Genomic DNA, 23421 nt, shown 5'->3' with positions numbered 1-23421 from the left:
TCCAACCATCGCGCAGGGAAGGCCGAGTGATTGGCTACACCTGTATGCTGCTGTGCGGTTTTCCTGCGTGTGCTTTTCGCGCAGCGGACCGCGGGTGCCAGCCGGCACCCGGCCTTCCCTGCGCCCTCTTGGACAAGAGGGTGAAGCGACGAAGCAAAGCTCGGGCGAAACACGCCGCGAGGATGCGAAGCTGTGTCTGTAATCGTTCTAGCCGCCGAGTATCCGCTGGCAAGCGTCGACAAACACCTGGGCGCCGGTGACGATGTCGACGTCGGCGGTGTTCTCGGTCCAGTGATGACTGATGCCGCCGATCGACGGTACGAACAGCATGCCCGCGGGCATGATTGTCGCCAGCATCTGCGCGTCGTGGCCGGCGCCGCTGGGCATGCGGATGGACCGTCCGCCGGCCAGGGCCTTGCTCGCGGCTTCGATCGCGTCCTGGATGCCCGCGTTCATCATGGCCGGCGCACCGGTGCGCAGTTTGTCCACGGTGACGGTGCAGGGGCCGTTCGCGCTGACCTCGTCCGCCATGCTCCGCAGCAGTTCTTCCAGCCGTGCGACGACGGAAGGATCGTCGTCGCGGATCTGGAACAGCATTTCGGCCGCACCCGGAATGATGCTCGGTGCGCCCGGATCGAGCGTGATGCGGCCGGTGGTCCAGACCGTGCGCAGGCCGCAGCTCTCGGGGAAACGCTTGTCGATCGCGACGCAGAACTTTGCCAGCGCCAGCCCGGCATCCTTCCGTGCAGCCATGCGGGTCGTGCCGGCGTGATTCTGTTCACCGACGAAATTGATCTGGTATTGCCAGATGCCGACGATGGAGGTGACGACGCCGATCGCAAGGCGACCGCTTTCGAGCGTGTCGCCCTGCTCGATATGGGCTTCCAGATATCCGACGTGCCGGCCCGGCTCGGCGGCGATGCGTGGTCGTCCTGCGAGCCCCATGTCGGCAAGTGCGGCCCGCATGGTGCGGCCGCTGGTGCGGTCGCGTGCGGCATCGATGTCGGTCTCGGTCAATTGGCCGACATAGGAGCGCGAACCGAGAAAGTGTCCAAAGTGTCCTTCCTCGTCGCACCAGGCGGCAACCTCGACCGCGCCTTCGAGCGAGGGATCGGCATTGAGCACGCGGGCCGCTTCGAGCGCGTAGACGACCCCGAGCGGGCCGTCGAGCCAGCCGGCGTAGTTCTGGCTTTCGAGGTGCGATCCCGCGAGCAGCTTGGGTCCCGACTTTGCGCTGGTGCCAAAGACATTGCCGATGCCGTCGATCGCGGCGGAGAGGCCTGCGTCGGGCAGCTTCTGCACCAGCCAATCCAGCGAAAGCTTGTGCGGCTCGGAGAAGGTCGGCTTGTGCACGCCGGTCTTGTACGCGCCAATGGCACGGAGCGCATTGAGATCGGCGAGAACGCGCTCGCCGTTTGCGCGTGAAAAGGTGTTAGGCATGCTCGGCAACCTTCAACGCCTCGGTGCGGATCTCCTCGACCAGCCGTTCCTTCAACTGCACAAATTCGGGCGTGGTCTTGATCTTGTAGGAGCGCGGATGCGGCAGGTCCACATTGATCTCGGCCTTGATGCGGCCGGGACGCGCGCTCATGACGATGACGCGGCTGCCGAGGAAGATCGCTTCCTCGATGTCGTGGGTCACGAACAGCACGGTCTTCTGGTCGCGCTCCCAGATCCCGAGCAGCATTTCCTGCATCAGGGCTCTCGTCTGGTTGTCGAGCGCGCCGAAGGGCTCGTCGAGCAGCAGGATCTTGGGATCATTGGCGAGCGCGCGCGCGATCGCGGTGCGCTGCTGCATGCCGCCGGAGAGCTGCTTTGGCCAATGGTTCTCAAAGCCGGACAAACCGACCTGGCGGATGAAGGCATCGGCGACCTTGTTTCGCTCCACCTCGGGCACGCCGCGCTCGCGAAGGCCGAAGGCGATGTTCTCGCGCACCGTCAGCCAGGGAAACAGCGTGTAGGACTGGAACACCATGCCGCGGTCGGCGCCCGGGCCAGTCACCTCGCGTCCGTCGAGCACCACACGTCCGCCGGTCGGGCGATCGAGGCCGGCGACGATGCGAAGCAGCGTGGACTTGCCGCAGCCGGAAGGGCCGAGGATGGTGACGAAGTCGTTGTTGCCGATCACAAGGTCGGTCGGCTCCAGCGCCCTCGTTGGCGCGTTGCCGTGGCGCGCGGGAAAAGTTCGCGAGACCTGTTCGATCTTGAGGATCGTCATGCGAGCCTCCAGGGAAACAGCCACGCGTTGAACGCCTTGAACAGGAAGTCCGAGACGAGGCCGATCAGCCCGATCACGATGATGCCGAAGATGATCTGGCCGGTGTTGAGCAGCGCCTGGCTGTCGGTGATCATGTGGCCGATGCCGGAGGAGGAGCCGATCAGTTCGGCGACGATGACATAGGTCCAGGCCCAGCCCAGCACCAGCCGCAGGATCTCGGCGATCTCCGGCGCGGAAGAGGGCAACAGCACGCGGCGGATGATGCCGCGGTCGCTGGCTCCCAGCGTATAGGCCGCCTCGACCAGGTCGCGCCGCGTGGTGCCGACGGTCACCGCGATCATCAGGATGATCTGGAACACCGAGCCGATGAAGATGACGAGCAGCTTCTGCAGCTCGCCGATGCCTGCCCACAGGATCAGGAGGGGAATGAAGGCGGAGGCCGGCAAATAGCGCGCAAAGGAAACGAACGGTTCGAGGAAGGCCTCGACCGGCTTGTACGCGCCCATCAGCACGCCGAACGGCACCGCGATGATTGCGGCCAGCACGAAGCCGCCGACGACGCGCCAGATCGTCATGCCGATGTCGAACAGGAAGCCCTGTTTGATGATCAGATCGACGCCTTCCTGCACCATGGTCAGCGGGTTGGCGAGGAACACCTTCGACACATGGCCGCCGAAGGTCGCCCAGGACCAGAGGGCTACGAACACCACGAAGAACGCAAGGCCGTAAGCCACGCGCTGCCTTGACGTCACGGGATCGAGGGGACGCATCAAACTGTCTATCCGGGCGGTGAACAAGTTTGCCGGCCCCGCGGCGAGACGGGGCCGGCGGCTCCTGGGAGATTTACTTGATATAGCTGGCGTCGAAGAGATCCTCGACCTTCGGCGCGGCCTTGATGATCCCGATCTCGAGCAGGAGGTCGGCGGCCTCCTTGTTGAAGGTCAGGAAATCGCCGGCGAAGAATTTCTGGTTCGCGGCCTTGTCCTGCCAGCGCAGATATTTTGCCGAGTTGCCGAACGCCTCGCCGCTCTGCTTCACGTCGGCACCCATGATCTCGTAGGCCTTGGCCTGGTCCTTGGCGATCATGTCGAGGGCCTCGAAATAGCTGTCGGCGAGCGCCTTGGCGGCCTTCGGGTTCTCGGTGAGGAATTTCGGCGTGCAGCCGAACGTGTCCATGACCATCGGATAGTCGAGCGTGGTCGCGATGATCTTGCCCTTGTCGGGGGCGGCACGAACCGTCGACAGATACGGCTCATAGGTCATCGCGGCATCGTTCTGGCCGGAGACAAAGGCCTGTGCCGCCGCCGCCGGCTCGAGGTTCACGACAGTGACGTCCTTCACCGACAAGCCGTTCTTCTTGAGTATCCAGGCCAGCGCGAAATAGGGCGAGGTACCGGGCGCGGAAGCAGCAACCGTCTTGCCCTTCAGATCCTTGATCGCGGCAAGCTCGTTGCGCACGGCCATGCCGTCGGCGCCGTAGCTCTTGTCGAGCTGGAAGATCTGCTTGGTCGCGACGCCGTTGGCGTTCCAGGAGATCCAGGTCTCCACGGTGGTCGCCGCGCACTGGACGTCGCCGGACGCGATCGCGAGATGGCGATCCTTCTGCGGAATCTTCTTGATGGTGACGTCGAGGCCGTTCTTCTTGAAAATGCCGGCTTCCTTCGCCAGCGTCAGCGGCGCGAACCCGGTCCATCCGGAAATGCCGACGCCGACCTTGACGTCGTCGGCGAGCACGGGGGTGGAGACCGCAAGTGCAATGACTGCCGCAAATACTTTCGAACTACGCATGATTGTCGTCCTCTTGCCGATCGATGGATTGACGTCCTGTTGATCTTGGTCGGTCCTCGCGGACCGTTGCCCGAAGCTTTGCACGATTTGTGCCGACATCGTCCTCTCAGCCTCCCTTGAATCGGGCGACAAGGCGGTGAGAGTCACCGGGATAGAGCAGCCGCACGGCGGTGATCGTGCGCGCGCTGCGCCAGGTATAGCGGTCGATCACGAGGCAGGGCGCGCCGACGGCGATGTCGAGCGCTTCGGCCGTGCGATCGTCCGCAACGATAGCGCTGATCGTATGCTCGGCCTCTGTCCATGGCACATGGTGAAGCAGCCACGAGCCGGGCGGCTCACGCGAAAAATCCGCGGCCGCCGCATCCGGCACCGACGCGAGATCGATCAGCCGGTCCTCGACGGCGAACGGCACGTTGTCGGCGCTGTGGCGGCAGGTGATCGCGACGACCTTGCCGGCCTTCTTGACGCCGAGGCGGTCGCGGTCGGCAGCCGTTGCGGCGCGGAGCTTGCGGCCGATCAGCTCGTAGCCGTAAGCGCGCCCGAGCGCGGTGATCTCGGCGCGCATGTCGGCGATCTTGAGCACGGCGGATTGATGTTGCGGGCGTCGCACGAAGGAGCCGGCACGTCGCCGCCGCTCGATCAGGTCGGCTTGCGCGAGCTCCGACAGCGCCTTGTTCACGGTCATGCGCGAGCAGCCGTAACGCGCCACCAGTTCGTGCTCGAACGGGATGCGATGCCCGGGCGGCCACTCGCCGGTCAGAATGCGCTTCTCGATATCGGCGCGGATCCGCTTGTAGAGCGTCGGCTTGTCGCCGGCATCTGTGGCGAGGCTCATGCGACGAGCCTCCGCACCGATGCGTTGAAGTGTTCGCGCGCGGCCTGGCGCAGTCTGTGCCGCCCGCCTTCGACGACCTTGTCGCCGCCGGCCCAGACGCAATCGATCGCGCCGTTGCCCCCAGCGAAGATCCAGCCGTCGATGGCGGCATCGCGCGCGCGCCCCGCCAGCGAGGGATGCGTGATGTCGAGCGTGACGATGTCGGCGCGTGCACCTGGCGTCAGACCGACTGACATCTGGGCTAGTGCCCGCGCACCGCCTGCAAGCGCATGATCGAACAGGGCGCGTCCCGTCGAGCGGCCTGCGCCGGCAGAGAGCACGTTGCGTTCACGGTGCTTGAGCCGTTGGCCATATTCGAGCTGACGCAGCTCGTCGGCGACGCCGACCAGCACATTGGAATCCGTGCCGACGCCAAAGGCACCGCCGGCACCGACGAATTCGCGCGCCGGGAAAATGCCATCACCAAGGCTTGCCTCGGTGATGGGGCAGAGGCCGGCGACCGCACCGGTCCTAGCGAAGGCGCGGACTTCCTCGTCCGTGGTGTGGGTGGCGTGAATGAGGCACCAGCGTTGATCGACGGGTGCGTGCTCCAGCAACCATTGCACCGGACGTCGTCCGGACCACGCCAGGCAATCCTCGACTTCCTTCACCTGCTCGGCGGCATGAATGTGCACCGGGCCGCCCTCCGCGAGTGGAATGATCGGTGCAAGCTCGGCCGGCGTCACCGCGCGCAAACTGTGCGGCGCGATGCCGATATTCGCGCCCGGCAGTCGTTCAATCGCCTTGCGCGAGGCAGCCATCAGTGCGGAAAATTGATCAACCGTACAGATGAAGCGGCGCTGGCCGGCATGCGGTGCTGCGCCCCCAAATGAGCCATGCGCATAAAAACTCGGCAGCAGCGTCAGCGCAATACCCGAAGCTTCGGCGGCCTGCGCGATGCGTGCGGCCATTTCGCCGATGTCGGCGTAGGGCGAGCCGTCGCGATCATGATGCAGATAATGGAATTCGCCGACGCGGGTAAAACCCTGCTCCAACATCTCGACATAAAGCAGTGTCGCGACCGCTGCGACGTCGTCAGGCGTCATCGCCAGCGCGAAGCGGTACATCGTCTCGCGCCAGGTCCAGAAGGTGTCGGTGCTATCGCCGCGCAGTTCCGCGAGACCCGCCATGCCGCGCTGGAAAGCGTGGCTGTGCAGGCTCGCAAGTCCCGGAAACGCGATGTCGTGGCGTTCATCGCCGGAGACCGGCGCCATGCCCGGCGTCACCTCGGCGATCGCGCCGGCGGTGATCACCACCTGCACGTCATTGGCCCAGCCCGAGGGCAGGAGCGCGGAGGCGAAATGCAGTCGTGTCATGTTTCCATGCCGGCTGGACAGAACCGCGACACGATTATATGTCTAGACATATAAGTCAAGCATCCCACGCGAAGGGACAGTTGCATGGCAGAACGCTTCGACCGGATCTGGCATAACGCCCGGCTCGCCACGATGCGGGCCGATGGTCCCGATCTCGGTGAGATCGAGCACGGCGTGATCGCCGCGCGCGGCGGCCGTATCGCTTATGCGGGTTCGCAGACCGATTTTCCGGCGAGCGCCGATGCAGCCGACCGGATCGATTGCGGAGGGCGCTGGATCACGCCCGGTCTCGTCGACTGTCACACCCATCTGGTCTATGGCGGTAACCGCGCCCATGAGTTCGAGCTGCGCCTGAAGGGCGCGAGCTACGAAGAGATCGCGCGCGCCGGCGGCGGTATCGTCTCGACAGTGGCCGCGACGCGCAAGGCAAGCGAGGCCGAGCTCGTAGCACACGCGCTGCCGCGGCTCGATGCGCTGATTGCCGAGGGTGCCACCACGGTCGAGATCAAGTCCGGCTACGGCTTGGACACCGAGACCGAGATGCGGCAGCTGGCCGCCGCGCGAAGCCTGGGCCGTCAGCGGCCGGTCGCGATCCGCACGTCGTTTCTCGGCGCGCATGCGCTGCCGCCAGAGGCCGATGGCGACAAGGATCGCTACATCGATCTCGTCTGCAGGGAGATGTTGCCGGCGGTCGCGAAGGCGGGCCTCGCCGATGCCGTCGATGCCTTCATGGAGGGGATCGCATTTTCCGGCGAGCAGACGGGGCGGGTGTTCGAGACGGCGAGGCGGCTCGGACTTCCGGTTAAGCTGCATGCTGACCAGCTCTCGAACCTCGGCGGGGCTGCGCTCGCCGCAAAATTCTCGGCGCTCTCGGCCGATCACCTCGAGCACACCGACGAAGCCGGTGCAGCGGCGATAGCGAAGGCCGGAACGGTGGCCGTGCTTCTGCCCGGCGCCTTCTACTTCATCCGCGAGACGCAAAAACCGCCGGTCGAGGCGTTCCGCAAGCACGGCGTTGCCATGGCGCTCGCGACCGACTGCAATCCGGGCAGCTCGCCGCTGACCTCGCTGCTGCTCGCCATGAACATGGGCGCGACGCTGTTCCGGATGAATGTGGCCGAGTGCCTTGTGGGTGTCACCCGCGAAGGCGCGCGAGCGCTCGGCGTGCTCAATGATACCGGCACGTTAGAGGCCGGCAAATGGTGCGACCTTGCGATCTGGGACATCGATCGCCCCGCCGAGCTGGTGTACCGTATCGGCTTCAATCCGCTTCACCGCCGGGTGTGGAGGGGACAGTGATGGAGGAGAGCACAGCGATCGTCGTCAAGCCGGGAACGGTTAGCCTCGACGATCTCGCGCGCGTGCTCGAAGGCGCATCTGTCGTTCTCGATCCCTCGTTCTGGCCGCGCGTCGACGCGGCCGCGGGGATCGTTGCAAGGGCTGCGCGAGCCGACGTCCCCGTGTACGGGATCAACACCGGCTTCGGGAAGCTGGCGTCGAAGCGGATTCCACCTGACCAGACCGCGCTGCTCCAGCGCAATCTCATCGTCTCGCATTGCTGCGGCGTCGGTGCGGCGACGCCCGAGCCGATTGTCCGGCTGATGATGGCGCTGAAGATCATCTCGCTCGGGCGCGGTGCTTCCGGCGTGCGCCGCGAGGTGATCGAGCAGCTGCAGGCCATGCTGGCGCGGCGCGTCTCACCGCTGGTGCCGCAGCAGGGTTCGGTCGGTGCTTCTGGCGATCTCGCGCCGCTCGCGCATATGACCGCTGTGATGATCGGCGAAGGACAGGCGTTCGTCGACGGCAAGAGCGTATCAGGCAGCGACGCGCTCGCCGCAGCCGGCCTACCGCCACTGACGCTCAGTCCCAAGGAAGGGCTCGCGCTGATCAACGGCACGCAATTCTCCACTGCCTACGCCGTCTCCGGCGTGCTGCGCGCATTTCGCCTGGCCCGCGCCGCGCTCGTCACCGGCGCGCTGTCGGTCGATGCCGCGATGGCTTCGACGGCGCCGTTCCGCCCCGAAATCCAGGCCCTGCGCGGCCATTCGGGACAGATCGCGGCCGCGGCAACCTTGATGGCGCTGCTCGACGGCAGCGACATCCGCCTGTCGCATCTCGAAGGCGACGAGCGCGTGCAGGACCCCTATTGCCTGCGCTGCCAGCCGCAGGTCGCAGGCGCGGCGCTCGACCTGATCCTGCAGGCGGCGCGGACGCTGATTATCGAGGCCAATGCCGTCACCGATAATCCGCTTGTCCTGGTCGAGACCGGCGAGATCGTCTCCGGCGGCAACTTCCATGCCGAACCGGTGGCTTTTGCCGCGGATACCATCGCGCTGGCGCTGTCGGAAATCGGTGCGATCAGCGAGCGGCGCATCGCGACGCTGGTCGATCCCGCGCTCAATTTCGGCCTGCCGCCGTTCCTCACTCCCGATCCCGGTATCAATTCCGGCTTCATGATCGCCGAGGTGACGGCGGCCGCACTCTATGCCGAGAACAAGCAGCGCGCGGCCGTGTGCTCGATCGATTCGACGCCGACCAGCGCCAACCAGGAAGACCATGTCTCGATGGCCGCGCATGCTGCACGGCGCCTGTCTGACATGGCGGACAATCTCGCCACCATCCTGGGCATTGAGCTGCTGGTCGCCGCCCAAGGCATCACGCTGCGCGCGCCGCATGCGACCAGCGCGCCGCTCGCCGCCGTCATCGCCGCACTGCGCGAGCAGGTGCCGCAGCTCGGCGCCGACCGCTACATGGCCGGCGATCTCGCCAGGGCTGCAGCGCTGGTCGAAGCCGACGCGCTGCCGGCTGCGGCGCTCGCCGTACTGTCAACTGACCCGTTTCCGACACTTGCCTGACGAGGTGTTCCGCATGAACCGCCGACTGGACAACGACCGCACCATCCGCGCGCCCCGCGGCAGCGAAATCAGCGCCAAGAGCTGGTTGACCGAAGCTCCCTTGCGCATGCTCATGAACAATCTCGATCCCGACGTTGCAGAACGTCCGAGCGAGCTCGTCGTCTATGGCGGCATCGGCCGCGCCGCGCGCGACTGGGAGAGCTTTGACCGGATCGTTGCTTCGCTGCGCGAGCTCGAGGACGACCAGACGCTGCTGGTCCAGTCCGGCAAGCCGGTTGGCGTGTTCCGCACTCATGCCGACGCGCCGCGCGTCCTGATCGCGAATTCCAACATCGTGCCGCACTGGGCGACGCTCGATCATTTCAACGAGCTCGATCGCAAGGGCCTGATGATGTACGGCCAGATGACGGCGGGTTCCTGGATCTATATCGGCAGCCAGGGCATCGTGCAGGGCACCTACGAAACCTTCGTTGAAGTTGGCCGCCGCCACTATGGCGGCAGCCTCGCCGGCAAATGGATTCTGACGGCCGGTCTCGGCGGCATGGGCGGCGCGCAGCCGCTGGCTGCGACCATGGCCGGGGCCTCGATGCTGGCGGTCGAATGCCAGCCGAGCCGCATCGAGATGCGTCTGCGCACCGGGTATCTCGATCGCCAGGCCGCAACGCTGGACGAGGCGCTTGCGATCATGGCCGACGCAGCGAAGACGAAGAAGGCGGTCTCGGTCGGCCTGCTCGGCAATGCCGCGGAGATTTTTCCCGAGCTGGTCCGCCGTGGCGTCAGGCCCGACATCGTCACCGATCAGACCAGCGCGCACGATCCGATCAACGGCTATTTGCCGAAGGGCTGGACGCTCGCCGAGTGGGAAGCCAAGCGCGCTGCCGACCCCAAGGCCGTGGAGCGCGCCTCGAAGACCTCGATGGTTGAGCACGTCCAGGCCATGCTGGATTTCCATGCACTGGGCATTCCGACCCTCGACTATGGCAACAATATTCGCCAGATGGCGCAGGACATGGGCCTGAAGAATGCCTTCGATTTTCCCGGCTTCGTTCCCGCCTATATCCGTCCCTTGTTCTGCCGCGGCGTCGGGCCGTTCCGCTGGGCCGCGCTGTCGGGCGATCCCGAGGACATCTTCAAGACCGACGCCAAGGTCAAGGAGCTGATGCCTGACGACAAGCATCTGCACAATTGGCTCGACATGGCCAGGGAGCGCATCAAGTTCCAGGGCCTGCCGGCGCGGATCTGCTGGGTCGGGCTCGGCGATCGCGATCGCCTGGGCCTTGCCTTCAATGAGATGGTGGCGCGCGGCGAATTGAAGGCACCCATCGTGATTGGCCGCGATCATCTCGACAGCGGTTCAGTGGCGAGCCCCAACCGCGAAACCGAAGCGATGAAGGACGGGTCGGACGCTGTGTCCGACTGGCCCTTGCTCAACGCCCTGCTCAATTGCGCCAGCGGCGCGACCTGGGTGTCGCTGCATCACGGTGGCGGCGTCGGCATCGGCTATTCCCAGCATGCCGGCATGGTGATCGTCGCCGACGGTACGCCGGAAGCGGCGAAGCGGATCGCGCGCGTGCTCTGGAACGACCCTGCCAGCGGCGTCATGCGCCACGCCGACGCGGGCTACGACACCGCGATCGACTGCGCCCGCGACAAAGGGCTCGACCTGCCGAGCCTGCGCTAGGCGCGACTTAGGCCACGACCCTGGCTTCGGCGCTGCCGAGGCGCTGGCGTTCCTTTGCGAGATACTCGTCGATCGCGTCGCCGTGCATGGGCTTTGCGAAGTAGTAGCCCTGGATGAAGTCGCATCCCAGCCGGCCTGGAGTAACCGTGCCTGCCCGTTTTGAGCATGGCGGCCATAGCCGCAACGCGGCCGGCTGAGGTTTGACCGCGCACAGTCGGCTCGTCATACTTTGCGCCAAGGCGAGCCAGAAAGACTCGTCGGTATCGGGAGCTGAAATGACCAAATCATTCTCCGTCCTTGCGGGGACGCTGATTTCCGTCGTCTCCTTCACTTCGATTGCCTTCTCGCAGCCGGCCTGCGTCACCCAGAACATGGCCGTGCCGCCTGGGGCCAACACCACCGACAAGGCGGGCCCGTTCTTCATTGATACGACGGGTCTTGACTTCAAGACGGCGCCTCCGACGCGCGATCCATCCAATCCCAATTATCCACGCGCCACAGAGCTTCCTGACGGAACGCTGCCGCCACCGGGTGCCGAGGGCAATTTCATCATCGGTCCCACCCACAATCCTGCGCCGGAGACGATCGCGAAGGAGGGCGTGCCGCGTGGGACGACAAAGTCCTTCACGCTGTCGTCGAAGGAGAGCACCATCTACAATCCTGGCCTGATCCGCGATGACGCCGCCGGCTGCACCAATTCCTCGATCATGACGACCGTCACGGCGCCGGACGACAAGTCGCACATGATCGTCACCACCAGCCATCCCGGCGTCTGGTCGCGCACCATCGACGTCTATGTGCCGGCGCAATATGTGCGCGGCAGCGAGGCGCCGTTCATCGTGGTCGGCGACGGCGGCTCCAACGCCTACAAGGACCTCGCCGTCACGCTCGACAATCTGATCGCGCAGCGCCGCGTGCCGCCGATGATCGCGATTCAGATCGGCAATGGCGGGCAGGACGCGCAGGGCAGTCAGCGTGGCCGCGAATATGACGCGGTGTCAGGTGCCTACGCGCAGTTCGTCGAGCGTGAAGTGCTGCCGCTGGTCGAAAAGAACGCCGATGTCAAGCTGACCAGAAATCCCGATGGGCGTGCGACCATGGGGCTGAGTTCGAGCGGTGTGGCCGCCTTCACCATGGCGTGGTTCTATCCGGATCTCTATCACCGCGTGCTGGCGTTCTCGCCGACCATGGTCAACCAGCAATGGCCGCACGACCCGTCGCTGCGCGGCGGTGCCTGGGAGTATCACAGCGCATGGACGGGGCCAGCCACACCCCATCTCATCTCCAAGGCGGGCGTGCTCACGCCGGCCGAGCCGCCCGGCCTGCCGCTGATCGTCGCCGCGCCGACCAAGCCGATCCGGTTCTGGTTCTTCGGCGGCGACCAGGACCTGTTCTATCCGAACCCCACCATTCCCGATGGCATGCACGACTGGACCCTCTCCAACGCGCTGATGGCCAAGGTGCTCGCGGAGAAGGGCTACCACTATCAGTTTCTGTTCGTCCGCAACGCCAAGCACGTCGACCGTCCCACGATCGCGCAGACGCTGCCGTCGGCGCTGGAGTGGGTCTGGAAGGGCTATCCTATCCCCTGAGCGAAAGTAGCCTAGCGCCCGATCGTCACGCCGGCGGTCGAGCGCATGGCGTCCTTGAGGCTCGTCGCGTTCTTGTCGTCGAGGACCTCTCGCGTCAGCACGGTGGTCTGGCCGGGCGTGTTGAGGATCGTCTCTCCGCGCGAAAAGGAGAGGCGGTCGGCCTTGTAGGGTGAGGCCTGATCGGTCGTGGGCGCATGGCGTTTACTGGATGCGGCGAAGGCTCCTTGCGAGACGCAGAGGACGACAATCACGACCAGTCGCAACGATCTTGCGGGCATGCGATCTCCCAAATTCAGGGCGTTAGCCTAGCATATGGGCTGCTCGTCACTGGAATAAAGGGTCAGGCGAGAGCGGCCTGGCGTTCCCGCATTAATTCGCGGACCGGATCGGGTTTCCCCGGCTCGGCGAGCCGTGTAAAACTGCGCTGGCTTGCATGCGCGGGGGCTTCGACAATCACGCCTTCGCAGACGATCTGTCCGCCGAGCATCCGGAATTCCAGCTTGTCGTAGCGCGGCATCGTCTCGCCGGGCGCGGGCGGCAGCAGCCCGACGCTGCCCTGGATGTTCAGCGTGGCATCATCGGCGCCGTGGAGGCGGGGATTCCACATCCTGATCCCGGTCTCCGCCCAGCGCTGCCGGATTAGCGCGGCGCGGTCGGCGGGCTCTGCGGCTCTCACGCGAGCTTTCGGTGCATACGGGATCTCCGGAGCCGGAGACACGAGGGCCGGAGCTGGCTCGATAGTTGTGACGACGCCGAGCGTCTCGGTGGAGTCTTCCGCGGCGCCGGGGGAAGGATCGCTCTCGATGCTATCCTCAGGGACATGCTCCGGCGAGATGTCGCGATCGGCGAACGCGACACACGTGTCGTCGAGAGTCGAGGAAGTATCCACGTCGACGACCAGAGCGATGGCGTCAACCGTGACGACCTCGACATCGACAGAAGAGGCCTTCTCCGCCACAACGGGCTCAACGTCGGCCGAAAGTTCGGAAGTTGGATCGCTGTTGATGATGAGTTCGGGGACGTCGACCGCTTCGCGCACGACGTCGATAGTCGCGACCGAAACTTCCACGACGATCGGCTCGACTTCCGTCGGCGTCTCCTGGGATGAATCGTCGCTGCCGCTGACATCGGCTGGCGTTTCCGACGGGCTCTCCGCGATGACAGGGCTGGAGGTGTTGTCTTCGGCGGCTGAAGCCGCGACCGGGACGTCGCAGTGCGACGTATCCGCGTTGATGCTGGTGTCGAGAGCCGGAGCCGTATCTGCAATTTCTGCAACAATGGCGGGTGAGGCGTCTACTGCGTCAGGCGTGACGTCGATGCTGCCACCGTGCGGCGCGGGGCGAAGCCGGGTGAACGCCCATTTCACCGCGGCGATGCGGCGCAGCAACGATATCAGTCTCGAAAGCACTGGGAGTTGTCCAAGAGGTACTCGGCTTGAGGCCATCGCTGATTCGCCAGCAATGTAAAAATCCCCGGCTGTCACACTGATGTCAATGTAGGTAGGACCAATTGCAGAACATCCACGCCTTCAGGGCGCGCGGCTGCGATTTAGCCGGCGTGACTGTAACCAAGGTGCAGCCCCGCCAATACGCTTCGTTCGACACCAACACCTTCGCACATGACATCGACAAGCTTTGACGGCACAAAGGTTCTGGAGAGGGGACGATCGCCCCTCTCCAGGATTTTCGATCGATACCGGCCTACTTTCCGGCGCCGGAGCCGGAGCCAGCGCCGCCGCCGGCCTGGCTGCCCATGTTATTGGTGTTGCTGCCGCCGGCCGACGGGGTCTGCTTGCCCTTGCTGTCGGCGGCCTCGTTCTGCATGTTCGACGACGCGCCGGTTGTCATGCCCTTGGTCGCGGGGCCCCGCGACGAAGGGCCAACGTCGCCCTGGCCGGATGCGCCTGGGGCGGGTTGTGTCTGCGCAAAGGCGCCGCCGGTCGCCAGCGCCATGATGCACGCGGATGCCAAAATGATCTTCTTCATCTGGTTTCCTCCTGGGTTGCCTTGACGACAACTTGCGCGCGGAGCGGACGTTCCTCACTTAGGAGCGCCGCGAGGCTCATGACCAAGCGCATTGCGGCGCTGTCGAGGTTCCCTGTACAGCTCTATCGACGGTAAAGTTTGGAACATCGAGCATCTTGTGTAAGGACGAGGCATGAAAAGGATAATGACTCTCGGAGCGGTTCTGCTCTGGTCCACCATCGCGTTCGCACAGGAGCGCACCATTACTGTGGCCTCGACGACGTCGACGGAACAGTCGGGGCTGTTCGGTTACTTGCTGCCGCTGTTCTCGAAGGCCAGAGACGTTGACGTGAAGGTCGTTGCCGTCGGTACGGGTCAGGCGCTCGACATCGGGCGGCGCGGCGATGCAGATGTCGTGTTCGTCCATGACAGGCCTGCCGAAGACAAGTTCATGTCCGAAGGCGAGGGCGTGAAGCGCTTCGACGTCATGTACAACGACTTCGTCATTGTCGGGCCGAAGAGCGATCCCGCCAAGATCGCCGGCGGCAAGGATGTGGCCGAGGCGCTGCGCAAGATCGCGGCCGTGAAGGCGCCGTTCATCTCGCGCGGCGACAAGTCCGGCACGCACGCGGCCGAACTGCGGCTGTGGAAGGAGGCAGGCATCGACCTCGGTGCCGCCAAGGACGGCTGGTATCGCGAGATTGGCCAGGGCATGGGTCCAGCACTGAACATGGCGTCGTCGTCGAACGCCTATCTGCTGTCGGACCGCGGCACCTGGTTGTCATTCAAGAACCGCGGCGACCTTGCCGTCCTCACCGAAGGCGACAAGCGGCTGTTCAACCAGTACGGCGTCATGCTGGTCAATCCGGCCAAGCATTCGAACGTGAAGGCGCGGGACGGGCAGGCCTTCGTCGACTGGCTGATCTCTCCTGGGGGGCAGGAGGCCATCGCGGGCTACAAGGTCGGGGGCGAGCAGCTATTTTTCCCCAACGCGTCCCACTAGCAGGAAGGCGACGGTCGACACTGCGACGCTGAGTGCGAGCAGGATCAGCCCGAGCCCGAGCGCCAGCGGCAGGTCGCCCTTGCTGGTCTCCAGCGCGATCGCGGTCGTCATCGTGCGCGTGAAACCGCGAATATTGCCACCGACGATGAGGATGGCGCCGACCTCGGCGATCGCGCGCCCGAAGGCTGCGAGAAAGGCCGTCAGCAGCGAGGTCGGGCCCAGCGCGAACAGCAAGCCGATGCTGCGTAGCGTTGACAGCCCGTCGATCCGTGCGAGGTCGCCATACTCCGCCCACAGCAGGCTCGCCGGCCGGTGCACCAGTGCGACCACGATCGGTGTGGCGAGCAGCGTCTGCGCGACCACCATGGCCGCCGGCGTGAACAACAGGCCGGCGGCCCCGAGCGGGCCCGAGCGCGACAGCAGAAGATAGAGCGCGAGCCCGACCACGACCGGCGGAAGGCCAAGCAAGGCATTGGTCAGGACGATGATGACCTGCCGCCCACGGAACCGGGTGATCGCAAGCAGCGCCCCGAACGGCGCCCCGATCAGAAGCGCGAGGATGCTGGCAGTCAGGCTGACGCGCACCGACAGCCCGACGATGCCCAAAAGCTCTGCGTCGGCCTCGCCGATCAGTGTGAATGCGGCGCCGATGGATCGCGCGAAGTCGTTCATCCGTGCCCGAGCTTCGGCGCCCGCCACGATGCCTCGGGTGCGCCGATTTCGGGACTGCGGGGGTGATTCACGTATATTTCCCTGAGGGCAGCGTCGTGCAAGGCAGCGGCGGAGCGGTTTGGTAACCCGAATTTGACCGGAAATCAAAGCCTTGCGCGGCATGGGTACGAGGTGGCGTTCGGCCTCATCTTTTGCCCGATGCGGGGACGGTCGGGGCTCAGATCAAGCCGCGCAGCACTTCAACGAGCCGGGCACACTCGGCCTCCGTTCCGATCGTGATGCGCAGAAAGTCCTCGATGCGCGGCTTTCCGAAATGCCGGACCAGAACGCCACGCTGGCGAAGCGCTGCCGCGAGATCTGCTCCGCTCCGGCTTCGATGGCGCGCGAAAACGAAGTTGGCGAGCGACGGCAGCACATCGAAGCCGAGTTGTCTGAGATCGCGGGCCAAGGTTTCGCGGCTTGCGATGATACGGGCACGGGTGTCTCGGAACCAGCCGTCGTCCTCGATCGCGGCGACGGCGCCGGCGATCGCGAGGCAATCGAGCGGATAGGAGTTGAAGCTGTCCTTCACCCGTTCCAGCGCTTCGATCAGCGGTCGTTGGCCGATGGCAAAACCAACCCGCAGGCCAGCGAGCGAGCGCGACTTCGAGAAAGTCTGGATAACCAGCAGATTGTCGTGGCGTGCAACCAGCGGCACGGCGCTCTCGGCGCCGAAATCGACATAGGCCTCGTCCACCACCACCAGCCGGTCCGGCTGTTCGGCGAGCAGCCATGCGATGGCGTCGCGCTGAAGGGCGATGCCGGTTGGAGCGTTCGGATTGCAGAGCAGGATGGCGCTCGATGGTCGCCTGTAGTCGGAGATATCGATCCTCATCGCAGCATCGAGCGGCACCTCGTCATGCGTTATTCCATAGAGGCCGCAATAGACAGGGTAGAAGCTGTAGGTGACGTCGGGGAATAGAAGCGGTGGTTCGTGCTTCAGAAGTGCCTGGAAGGTGTGGGCCAGCACCTCGTCGGAGCCGTTGCCGACGAACACTTGCTCGGGCGCCACATCGCAATGGGCCGCGATGGCCTCGCGCAGGCGCGTTGCGCGCGGATCGGGATAAAGGCGCAGCCGCTCCGCGGCCGATGCGATCGCCGCCAGCACGCGCGGCGAGGGCGGGTAGGGATTCTCGTTGGTATTGAGCTTGACGATGCCGTCCTGCTTGGTCTGCTCGCCGGGGACATAGGGCGAAAGCGTGTGGACGACTGGACTCCAGAAACGGCTCATGAGCTCCAATCCGAATTTGATCGGGGCACAGTAGGGTATGCGGGAGCCCGGTGGAAGTGCGCCTGCGTTCAGCATTGCAGGCAAATCCGCACGAGGCTTACTGCCGGAGACGTTCCCGCAAGCGCGACCCCTATGCTAGGGTCATTGCACCACCGCCCAGAATGAAAAAGAACGAAGGCCGGCGCGCCCCAAGGCGCGCAACGGCCGAAAAGAGAGGAACACATGCCGGGTGCAGCCCTTCCCACCGCCCCCTCGATTCCGAGCGCGCCGGTGACGTCAGCCGTTCTCGACCGCTTGCGGGCCATCGTCGGCGACAAAGGCCTGATCGTGGACGAGCAGGACAAGCTGCCCTTCGTGACCGACTGGCGCGGCACGCTGGCGGGGCAGGCCGCGGCGATCGTGCGTCCGGCCATCACCGCGGAAGTCTCCGCTGTCGTCAAGCTCTGCTACGACAACGGCATTGCCATCGTTCCGCAAGGTGGCAACACCGGCCTGATGGGCGGTGCCACGCCGTGGCCCATGCACCGCGGCATCGTGCTGTCGCTTGGTCGCATGAACCAGGTGCTGAATATCGATCCCGTCGGCTATGCTATGACTGTGGAGGCGGGCTGCATCCTCGAGACGCTTCAGGACACAGCCGCGCGCCACGACCGCCTCTTTCCGCTCAGCCTCGGTGCTCAGGGCTCGTGCATGATCGGAGGTAATCTGTCCACCAATGCCGGCGGCGTGCAGGTGCTGCGTTATGGCAATGCGCGAAATCTGGTGTTGGGTCTCGAGGTCGTGCTGGCTAACGGCGATATCTGGGACGGCCTGCGCGCACTCAAGAAGGACAACACCGGCTATGACCTCAAGCATCTGTTCATGGGCGCCGAAGGGACGCTCGGCATCATCACCAAGGCGGTGCTGAAACTCTGGCCGGCGCCGAAAGACGTGTGCACGGCATGGCTCGCAATTCGCGATCCCAAGGCAGCCATCGACCTTCTGTCGGAGGCGCATGCCGCTTCCGATGACAATGTCGGCTCCTGTGAGCTCATCAGCCGTGCGTGCACCGACATGGTGCTGCGCCACATTCCCGGCACCCAGGATCCCCTCAAGGCTGAGACGGAATGGTATCTCCTTCTCGAATGGTCATCGGCACGGCCACGGCAGGACGGAGGCACGGGCATGTCGGACAGGATGGAGCAGTTCTTGGCCGACCAACTCGAGACGGGCCGGGTGCTGGATGCGGTGATCGCGCAAACCGAAGCGCAGTCGCGCAACATGTGGCGGATTCGCGAGAGCGTGGCCGAGGCATCGCGCACCGAAGGTCCGGGCTTGAGCTACGACGTGTCGGTCGCGGTCTCCAGGATTCCCGAGTTCATCGACAGCGGTCTCGAGGCCGTACTCGCAATCCTGCCGGCGATCCGCCCCTATCCGCTCGGCCACATCGGAGACGGCAATGTGCACTTCTCCTTCATGGGCCCGAAGGGCATGGACCGCGATACGCTCTCCCAATATTCCGCGGCGATCACACGGGCCGTCAACGACCTCGTCACCTTCATGGGCGGCTCGATCTCGGCGGAACATGGCATCGGCATCGAAAAGCTCGACGAGCTCCAGCACTACCGTTCCCGGACCGAGCTCGACATCATGCGCACGATCAAGCGGGCGCTCGATCCCAAGAACATCATGAATCCGGGCAAGGTGCTTCGTCTCGGTTGAGCTGTGCCCACCTCAAGCCCGGTGCTCCCGAACGCTCGGCGCTCACGGAGACGGATGCCGCGGATAGGCCGGGCCAAACAGCCGGGGGCGTCAAATCATGCCGTGTGGCGGCCGAAAGGCGGCTTTATTCCCGCCTTGGATGCTTTAAGGAAGGGACAGGATCAGGTCGCACCCGCCCGGGGGCGGTGCTAGACCCTGATGCAGGAACAAAGGGGCGGGCCGGCATGGCACGTCCGCAAGGATGAAGGATTTGAGGCAATGATCCAAAGCGTTGGCATCATCGGGGCAGGCACCATGGGGAACGGCATCGCGCAGATCTGTGCCGCGGCCGGGCTTTCGGTCGTGATGGTCGATATTTCCGATGCGGCGGTGAACCGCGGGATTTCGACGGTTGGCGGCAGCCTCGAGCGCCTGGTCAAGAAGGAGAAGATGTCGGCGGGCGATCGCGACGCCACGCTCAAGCGCATCACCGGCACCACCGACCGCGCCAAGCTCGTCGATTGCGATCTCGTCATCGAGGCCGCGACCGAGAACGAGGAACTCAAGGTCAAGATCCTGAAGGATCTCTGTGCGACGCTGTCGCCACGCACGCTGCTCGCCACGAACACCTCGTCGATCTCGATCACGAAGCTCGCCGCGGCGACCGACCGTCCCGACCGATTCATCGGCATGCACTTCTTCAATCCGGTTCCAGTTATGGCGCTGCTGGAGCTCATCCGCGGCTTGCAGACCTCCGACGACACCCACGCCAAGGCGCTCGATTTGGCCAAGCGCGTCGGCAAGGTGGCGATCACGGCCAAGAACAGCCCGGGCTTTGCCGTCAACCGCATCCTTTGTCCGATGATCAACGAGGCGATCTTCGCGCTGCAGGAGGGGATTGCGACGGCGGAAGAGATCGATGCCGGCATGAAGCTCGGCTGCAACCATCCGATCGGCCCGTTGGCGCTCGCCGATCTCGTCGGGCTCGACACCATGTTGTCGGTGATGGAGGTCTTTTACAAAGGCTTCAACGACCCCAAATACCGTCCGGCCCCCTTGCTCAAGGAAATGGTCGATGCCGGCCATCTCGGCCGCAAGACGGGGCAGGGCTTTTATACCTACAGCGCCTGACAACGGCGCGGGCGGCGGGCGTTGAGTGTGCTCGCCGCCAGACCCCGCGATTTGCGCTGCGACAAAGACGCCGCGCGCAATCGGCCCGACAATGTCGAACGGGCGCCGTGCGGGAACAACGGAACGGATAACAAGGGACATGTCGGATCGACTGAAGGCCGAGCGCGAGGCTGCGACCGCGCGGCGGAATTTGCTGACCCAGGATGCAATCGAGCGCACGGGGATCACCGAAGAGATGATCGGGGAACTCGTGACCCGCTTCTACGGGCGCATCCGCGAGGATGAGCTGCTGGGGCCGGTGTTCGCGAACGTGCAGAATTGGGACGAGCATCTGGCCAAGCTCCGGGATTTCTGGTCGTCGGTCGTGCTGATGAGCGGCCGCTACCATGGTTCACCGATGCGGGCGCATATGCCACTGAACCTGATCGGGGATCATTTCGACCGCTGGCTCGATTTGTTCGAACAGACGGCACGCGAGGTCTGCCCGCCGCCGGCAGCCGCGCTCTTCATCGACAGGGCGCGCCGCATCGCCGACAGTTTTGAGATGGCGTCGGCAACGTTGGCCGGACGCATCGCTGCGCCGCGTCACGTGCTCCGCTCCTAGAACACAAAACGCCTGCCTGAGAAATGCGCAGCCGCGCTGATGGCGCTACGATGGCGCCGAGCGTCGGCGCATTGCACCAATACCGGCAGCATTGATCTGATCTGCAAAATCATCATGCCGGTCGCGTAGCGTGACGTTGCAATTAGAAAAATGCGCGTAAATGCGCGTGTTCTCGTTCAATCAGTGCGAGCATAACCATGTGATGCACTGCGGGAAAAAATCTTTGCCTTTTTTTCGGCAGAGTTCCAGCGCCTGCTTGCGGGCATGTCGCGTGCATCGTTCAACACATCCTCTTCATCCTCCGACAACACAGCGGAATCCGACGCTGACGCCTGCACGGAGCAAACCCGGCGGGCGCTGTTGATGAATGCGCTGGCCACCACGGCGTGCCTCGCCTGTTCCACGCAGGTCCACGCGGGCGAGGATGCGCCCGGCTCCGACGAACGGCCTCAGAAGGGCGATCTGCTCGTGTTCTCCGAAGGCGATCAGGAGGGAAAGCCCGTCACCGCGGCCGCTCTGTCGGCCGGCGGACCGCCGGTGCATGCCTGGCCGAAAGATCCGAAGACATCGGTCGTGCGCAGCGCCTCGCGCCTCAATGAGATTCTGATCATCCGCCTTGACCCCACCGAGCTCGACGAGCAGACGAAAGCGCGCGCTGTCGACGGCATCCTCGCCTATTCGGCAATCTGCTCGCATGCCGGCTGTCCTGTCACGGCCTGGGTGAAGAGCGATGTCGGCGACAAGGAAGTGCTCAAATGCATGTGCCACAACTCCGAATACGATCCTCGCGCGGGCGCGCAGGTCGTGTTCGGGCCGGCGCCGCGACGGCTCGCTGCGCTGCCGCTGGCGCTGGCTGACGGCTCGCTCAGCGTCGCCGGGAACTTCATCGGAAAGGTAGGTGGCGCGCAGCCGGGATGATGGGCGTGCGGGTTGTGCCCGCGTCACGAGAGGCCGCATCCGCCGATGGGCGGACGACGGGACGAACGACAAGAATTCAAAACAAGAATTCAAACGGATATAAAAGGGGAACGTCCATGACCAGGAAGCAATGGTTACTGTCCGGCTTTGTCGCCTTCACGTGTCTTGCATCGACCGCCGCCATGTCAGGCCCGATCGAGAACTACGCGCCGGTTACCGCGCAGCGGTTGGAAAACCCGGAGCCCGCCAACTGGATGCTTTACCGGCGGACCTATGACGGGCAGGGCTACAGCCCACTCGACCAGATCAACACCTCGAATGTGAAGAACCTCACCCCGGTCTGGACTTTCGCGACCGGCGTGGTCGAAGGTCACGAGGCGCCGCCGATCGTCAACAACGGCGTGATGTTCGTGGCGACCCCGATGGGCCAGGTGATCGCGCTGAACGCCAAGACCGGCGACGAATATTGGCGCTACAAGCGGCAGCTCCCCGACGACCTGTTCCAGTTGCATCCGACCAGTCGCGGCGTCGGCCTCTGGGAGGACAAGCTCTATCTGGCCACTACCGACGACCATGTCGTCGCGCTCGACGCCAAGACCGGCAAGGTGGTGTGGGACACCAAGGTTCAGGATTACAAGAAGGGCCAGTACATGACCCTGATGCCGCTGATCGTCGACGGCAAGGTCATCGTGGGCGGCTCCGGCGGCGAGTTCGGCGTGCGCGGCTATGTCGCCGCCTATGACGCCAAGGACGGCAAGGAGCTCTGGCGGACCTATACGATTCCGGGCGAAGGCGAACCCGGCCACGACACCTGGCAGGGCGAGGACTGGAAGAACGGCGGCGGCTCGGCCTGGATGACCGGCAATTACGACAAGGACACCAAGACGATCTATTGGGGCGTAGGCAACGCCGCGCCCTGGCCCGGCGAGATGCATCCGGGCGACAATCTCTATACCTCGTCGGTGCTCGCGCTCGATCCGAACACCGGCAAGATCAAGACCTATCATCAGTATCACCAGAACGATTCCTGGGATTGGGATGAGGTCGAAGCGCCGATGTTGATCGACCTGCAACGCGACGGTCGCAACATCAAGAGTCTGGTCCATCCGGGACGCGATGCGATCTTCTGGATACTCGAGCGCACGCCGACCAAGATCAACTACGTCGCCGGTTGGCCGTTCGTCTCCACCGACGTCTGGAAGGGCATCGACGCCGAGAGTGGCAGGCCGATCGTCGATCCCGCGCACAAGCCGATGGTCGGCAAGCGCGTGGAGTTCTGTCCGTCGCTGTGGGGCGGCAAGGATTGGCCCTCGGCGGCCTACAGCCAGAAGACCGGCCTCGTCTACGTGCCCGCCAACGAGAATTTCTGCGGCGGGTTCACCGGCGAGAAGGTTCCGCTCAAGCCCGGCGAACTCTGGCTCGGCACCAAGCCGGAGGACATCGGGCTGAAGACGAAGCCCGGGGCGGATCATTTCGGCGAGCTCCAGGCCTGGGACCCCGTTACGGGCAAGAAGATGTGGCAACACAACTTCCCGAAATCGCAGCTGTTCGGATCGGTGACGGCGACCGCGGGCGATCTCGTCTTCGTGGGCGGCACCAACGACCGCAACTTCCGCGCCTTCAACGCCAAGAGTGGCGAGCTGCTGTGGGAGCAGAAGACCAATTCCGGTATCATGGGCATGCCGGTGTCCTATGAGATCGACGGTACGCAATACATCGCGATCCAGTCGGGATGGGGCGTGGATGCGCAGCGCATCCAGGATGCCCTCGTGACCAACAATATCGGCATCGAAGCCAACGTGCCGCAGGGCGGCGTGATCTGGGTGTTCGCGCTGAAGAAATAGGCCCCGCTGGC

General features: G+C 64.6%; 22 protein-coding genes. 10 read left to right on the top strand and 12 right to left on the bottom strand.

Translation table 11 applies throughout. The features are described 5' to 3' along the window. Positions 1 to 207 precede the first annotated feature (207 nt). From IVB50_RS07380 to IVB50_RS07355, 6 genes are all read right to left on the bottom strand, one after another. Positions 208 to 1440: a Zn-dependent hydrolase gene (locus IVB50_RS07380; RefSeq protein WP_018460331.1), complete on the bottom strand. Its 1233-nt coding sequence runs from the start codon at positions 1438 to 1440 to the stop codon at positions 208 to 210. Next, a complete protein-coding gene (locus IVB50_RS07375) occupies positions 1433 to 2218 on the bottom strand; it encodes an ABC transporter ATP-binding protein (protein ID WP_018460330.1) in 786 nt (261 codons plus the stop codon). Before IVB50_RS07375 ends, IVB50_RS07380 begins: the two co-directional genes overlap by 8 nt. Continuing rightward, complete coding sequence (locus tag IVB50_RS07370; protein ID WP_007601313.1) at positions 2215 to 2988, bottom strand: ABC transporter permease; 774 nt, start codon at positions 2986 to 2988, stop codon at positions 2215 to 2217. The genes IVB50_RS07375 and IVB50_RS07370 overlap by 4 nt, the downstream gene beginning before the upstream one ends. A gap of 73 nt (positions 2989 to 3061) precedes the next feature. After that, positions 3062 to 4006, bottom strand: coding sequence for an ABC transporter substrate-binding protein (locus tag IVB50_RS07365; protein ID WP_247295117.1), 945 nt, complete (start codon positions 4004 to 4006; stop codon positions 3062 to 3064). Positions 4007 to 4112: 106 nt separating this feature from the next. Next, a complete protein-coding gene (gene hutC / locus IVB50_RS07360) occupies positions 4113 to 4841 on the bottom strand; it encodes a histidine utilization repressor (protein WP_018460328.1) in 729 nt (242 codons plus the stop codon). Then, on the bottom strand, positions 4838 to 6196 hold the full coding sequence (locus IVB50_RS07355) for a formimidoylglutamate deiminase (RefSeq protein WP_018460327.1): 1359 nt from the start codon (positions 6194 to 6196) through the stop codon (positions 4838 to 4840). Before IVB50_RS07355 ends, hutC begins: the two co-directional genes overlap by 4 nt. A gap of 84 nt (positions 6197 to 6280) precedes the next feature. On the opposite strand from IVB50_RS07355, the gene hutI reads away from it, so the two are divergent. Genes hutI through hutU form a run of 3 tightly spaced genes read left to right on the top strand, consistent with a single transcriptional unit; the run spans position 6281 to position 10732 of the window. Beyond that, entirely contained in the window at positions 6281 to 7495 is a 1215-nt protein-coding gene (gene hutI, locus IVB50_RS07350; protein ID WP_018460326.1) for an imidazolonepropionase, read from the top strand. Continuing rightward, positions 7495 to 9051 (top strand): histidine ammonia-lyase, encoded by a 1557-nt coding sequence (gene hutH, locus IVB50_RS07345; RefSeq protein ID WP_018460325.1) that lies wholly within the window; start codon positions 7495 to 7497, stop codon positions 9049 to 9051. The genes hutI and hutH overlap by 1 nt, the downstream gene beginning before the upstream one ends. Positions 9052 to 9064: 13 nt before the next feature. Continuing rightward, on the top strand, positions 9065 to 10732 hold the full coding sequence (hutU, locus tag IVB50_RS07340; RefSeq protein WP_026234001.1) for a urocanate hydratase: 1668 nt from the start codon (positions 9065 to 9067) through the stop codon (positions 10730 to 10732). Between the two features lie 7 nt (positions 10733 to 10739). Here hutU and IVB50_RS07335 read toward each other — a convergent pair whose 3' ends face one another. Then, complete coding sequence (locus tag IVB50_RS07335; RefSeq protein WP_143273219.1) at positions 10740 to 10958, bottom strand: hypothetical protein; 219 nt, start codon at positions 10956 to 10958, stop codon at positions 10740 to 10742. Between the two features lie 49 nt (positions 10959 to 11007). Here IVB50_RS07335 and IVB50_RS07330 point away from each other — a divergent pair, with 49 nt between their 5' ends. Continuing rightward, complete coding sequence (locus IVB50_RS07330) at positions 11008 to 12324, top strand: alpha/beta hydrolase-fold protein (RefSeq protein ID WP_247295114.1); 1317 nt, start codon at positions 11008 to 11010, stop codon at positions 12322 to 12324. An 11-nt stretch (positions 12325 to 12335) separates the two neighbouring features. Here IVB50_RS07330 and IVB50_RS07325 read toward each other — a convergent pair whose 3' ends face one another. The 3 genes from IVB50_RS07325 to IVB50_RS07315 form a co-directional block, all read right to left on the bottom strand. After that, complete coding sequence (locus tag IVB50_RS07325; protein WP_018460323.1) at positions 12336 to 12602, bottom strand: Plug domain-containing protein; 267 nt, start codon at positions 12600 to 12602, stop codon at positions 12336 to 12338. Positions 12603 to 12664: 62 nt separating this feature from the next. Then, positions 12665 to 13732: a hypothetical protein gene (locus tag IVB50_RS07320; protein WP_157643161.1), complete on the bottom strand. Its 1068-nt coding sequence runs from the start codon at positions 13730 to 13732 to the stop codon at positions 12665 to 12667. 292 nt (positions 13733 to 14024) lie between these two features. Then, positions 14025 to 14309, bottom strand: a complete 285-nt coding sequence (locus IVB50_RS07315; RefSeq protein ID WP_018460320.1) for a hypothetical protein — start codon at positions 14307 to 14309, stop codon at positions 14025 to 14027. A 172-nt stretch (positions 14310 to 14481) separates the two neighbouring features. Here IVB50_RS07315 and IVB50_RS07310 point away from each other — a divergent pair, with 172 nt between their 5' ends. Continuing rightward, a complete protein-coding gene (locus IVB50_RS07310; protein WP_026234000.1) occupies positions 14482 to 15291 on the top strand; it encodes a substrate-binding domain-containing protein in 810 nt (269 codons plus the stop codon). On the opposite strand, the gene IVB50_RS07305 is transcribed toward IVB50_RS07310, so the two are convergent. Together IVB50_RS07305 and hisC are read right to left on the bottom strand one after the other, a co-directional pair. Further along, positions 15265 to 15963, bottom strand: a complete 699-nt coding sequence (locus IVB50_RS07305; RefSeq protein WP_247295111.1) for an ABC transporter permease — start codon at positions 15961 to 15963, stop codon at positions 15265 to 15267. The two genes, IVB50_RS07310 and IVB50_RS07305, sit on opposite strands and share 27 nt — an antisense overlap. A 217-nt stretch (positions 15964 to 16180) precedes the next feature. After that, entirely contained in the window at positions 16181 to 17233 is a 1053-nt protein-coding gene (gene hisC, locus IVB50_RS07300) for a histidinol-phosphate transaminase (RefSeq protein ID WP_026233999.1), read from the bottom strand. Between the two features lie 222 nt (positions 17234 to 17455). Between hisC and IVB50_RS07295 the strand changes: the two genes are divergently transcribed. The 5 genes from IVB50_RS07295 (at position 17456) to IVB50_RS07275 (ending at position 23410) form a co-directional block, all read left to right on the top strand. Then, the gene (locus tag IVB50_RS07295; RefSeq protein WP_026233998.1) at positions 17456 to 18934 is read left to right on the top strand and encodes an FAD-binding oxidoreductase; all 1479 of its coding nucleotides are present in this window, start codon (positions 17456 to 17458) and stop codon (positions 18932 to 18934) included. A gap of 258 nt (positions 18935 to 19192) precedes the next feature. Then, positions 19193 to 20044 (top strand): 3-hydroxybutyryl-CoA dehydrogenase, encoded by an 852-nt coding sequence (locus IVB50_RS07290; RefSeq protein ID WP_018460315.1) that lies wholly within the window; start codon positions 19193 to 19195, stop codon positions 20042 to 20044. A gap of 139 nt (positions 20045 to 20183) precedes the next feature. After that, a complete protein-coding gene (locus IVB50_RS07285; RefSeq protein ID WP_247295107.1) occupies positions 20184 to 20648 on the top strand; it encodes a group III truncated hemoglobin in 465 nt (154 codons plus the stop codon). A 264-nt stretch (positions 20649 to 20912) separates the two neighbouring features. Next, positions 20913 to 21566, top strand: coding sequence for a Rieske (2Fe-2S) protein (locus tag IVB50_RS07280; protein WP_018460312.1), 654 nt, complete (start codon positions 20913 to 20915; stop codon positions 21564 to 21566). 116 nt (positions 21567 to 21682) lie between these two features. Further along, a complete protein-coding gene (locus tag IVB50_RS07275; protein WP_018460311.1) occupies positions 21683 to 23410 on the top strand; it encodes a methanol/ethanol family PQQ-dependent dehydrogenase in 1728 nt (575 codons plus the stop codon). Positions 23411 to 23421: the final 11 nt, after the last annotated feature.

The organism is Bradyrhizobium sp. 87 (assembly GCF_023073015.1).
In the GTDB taxonomy this organism is placed as follows: domain Bacteria; phylum Pseudomonadota; class Alphaproteobacteria; order Rhizobiales; family Xanthobacteraceae; genus Bradyrhizobium; species Bradyrhizobium canariense_D.
This window is presented reverse-complemented; position numbering and strand designations above follow the sequence as displayed.

What these genes read in the sequence shown, in the direction of transcription:
- IVB50_RS07355 (WP_018460327.1), bottom strand. Translation starts at nt 6,196, where the DNA reads ATGACACGACTGCATTTCGCCTCCGCGCTCCTGCCCTCGGGCTGGGCC.
- IVB50_RS07335 (WP_143273219.1), bottom strand. Translation starts at nt 10,958, where the DNA reads ATGACGAGCCGACTGTGCGCGGTCAAACCTCAGCCGGCCGCGTTGCGG.
- IVB50_RS07330 (WP_247295114.1), top strand. Translation starts at nt 11,008, where the DNA reads ATGACCAAATCATTCTCCGTCCTTGCGGGGACGCTGATTTCCGTCGTC.
- IVB50_RS07365 (WP_247295117.1), bottom strand. Translation starts at nt 4,006, where the DNA reads ATGCGTAGTTCGAAAGTATTTGCGGCAGTCATTGCACTTGCGGTCTCC.
- IVB50_RS07280 (WP_018460312.1), top strand. Translation starts at nt 20,913, where the DNA reads ATGTCGCGTGCATCGTTCAACACATCCTCTTCATCCTCCGACAACACA.
- IVB50_RS07305 (WP_247295111.1), bottom strand. Translation starts at nt 15,963, where the DNA reads ATGAACGACTTCGCGCGATCCATCGGCGCCGCATTCACACTGATCGGC.
- hutC (WP_018460328.1), bottom strand. Translation starts at nt 4,841, where the DNA reads ATGAGCCTCGCCACAGATGCCGGCGACAAGCCGACGCTCTACAAGCGG.
- IVB50_RS07380 (WP_018460331.1), bottom strand. Translation starts at nt 1,440, where the DNA reads ATGCCTAACACCTTTTCACGCGCAAACGGCGAGCGCGTTCTCGCCGAT.
- IVB50_RS07290 (WP_018460315.1), top strand. Translation starts at nt 19,193, where the DNA reads ATGATCCAAAGCGTTGGCATCATCGGGGCAGGCACCATGGGGAACGGC.
- hisC (WP_026233999.1), bottom strand. Translation starts at nt 17,233, where the DNA reads ATGAGCCGTTTCTGGAGTCCAGTCGTCCACACGCTTTCGCCCTATGTC.
- hutH (WP_018460325.1), top strand. Translation starts at nt 7,495, where the DNA reads ATGGAGGAGAGCACAGCGATCGTCGTCAAGCCGGGAACGGTTAGCCTC.
- IVB50_RS07325 (WP_018460323.1), bottom strand. Translation starts at nt 12,602, where the DNA reads ATGCCCGCAAGATCGTTGCGACTGGTCGTGATTGTCGTCCTCTGCGTC.
- IVB50_RS07285 (WP_247295107.1), top strand. Translation starts at nt 20,184, where the DNA reads ATGTCGGATCGACTGAAGGCCGAGCGCGAGGCTGCGACCGCGCGGCGG.
- hutU (WP_026234001.1), top strand. Translation starts at nt 9,065, where the DNA reads ATGAACCGCCGACTGGACAACGACCGCACCATCCGCGCGCCCCGCGGC.
- IVB50_RS07310 (WP_026234000.1), top strand. Translation starts at nt 14,482, where the DNA reads ATGAAAAGGATAATGACTCTCGGAGCGGTTCTGCTCTGGTCCACCATC.
- IVB50_RS07295 (WP_026233998.1), top strand. Translation starts at nt 17,456, where the DNA reads ATGCCGGGTGCAGCCCTTCCCACCGCCCCCTCGATTCCGAGCGCGCCG.
- IVB50_RS07370 (WP_007601313.1), bottom strand. Translation starts at nt 2,988, where the DNA reads ATGCGTCCCCTCGATCCCGTGACGTCAAGGCAGCGCGTGGCTTACGGC.
- hutI (WP_018460326.1), top strand. Translation starts at nt 6,281, where the DNA reads ATGGCAGAACGCTTCGACCGGATCTGGCATAACGCCCGGCTCGCCACG.
- IVB50_RS07375 (WP_018460330.1), bottom strand. Translation starts at nt 2,218, where the DNA reads ATGACGATCCTCAAGATCGAACAGGTCTCGCGAACTTTTCCCGCGCGC.
- IVB50_RS07275 (WP_018460311.1), top strand. Translation starts at nt 21,683, where the DNA reads ATGACCAGGAAGCAATGGTTACTGTCCGGCTTTGTCGCCTTCACGTGT.
- IVB50_RS07315 (WP_018460320.1), bottom strand. Translation starts at nt 14,309, where the DNA reads ATGAAGAAGATCATTTTGGCATCCGCGTGCATCATGGCGCTGGCGACC.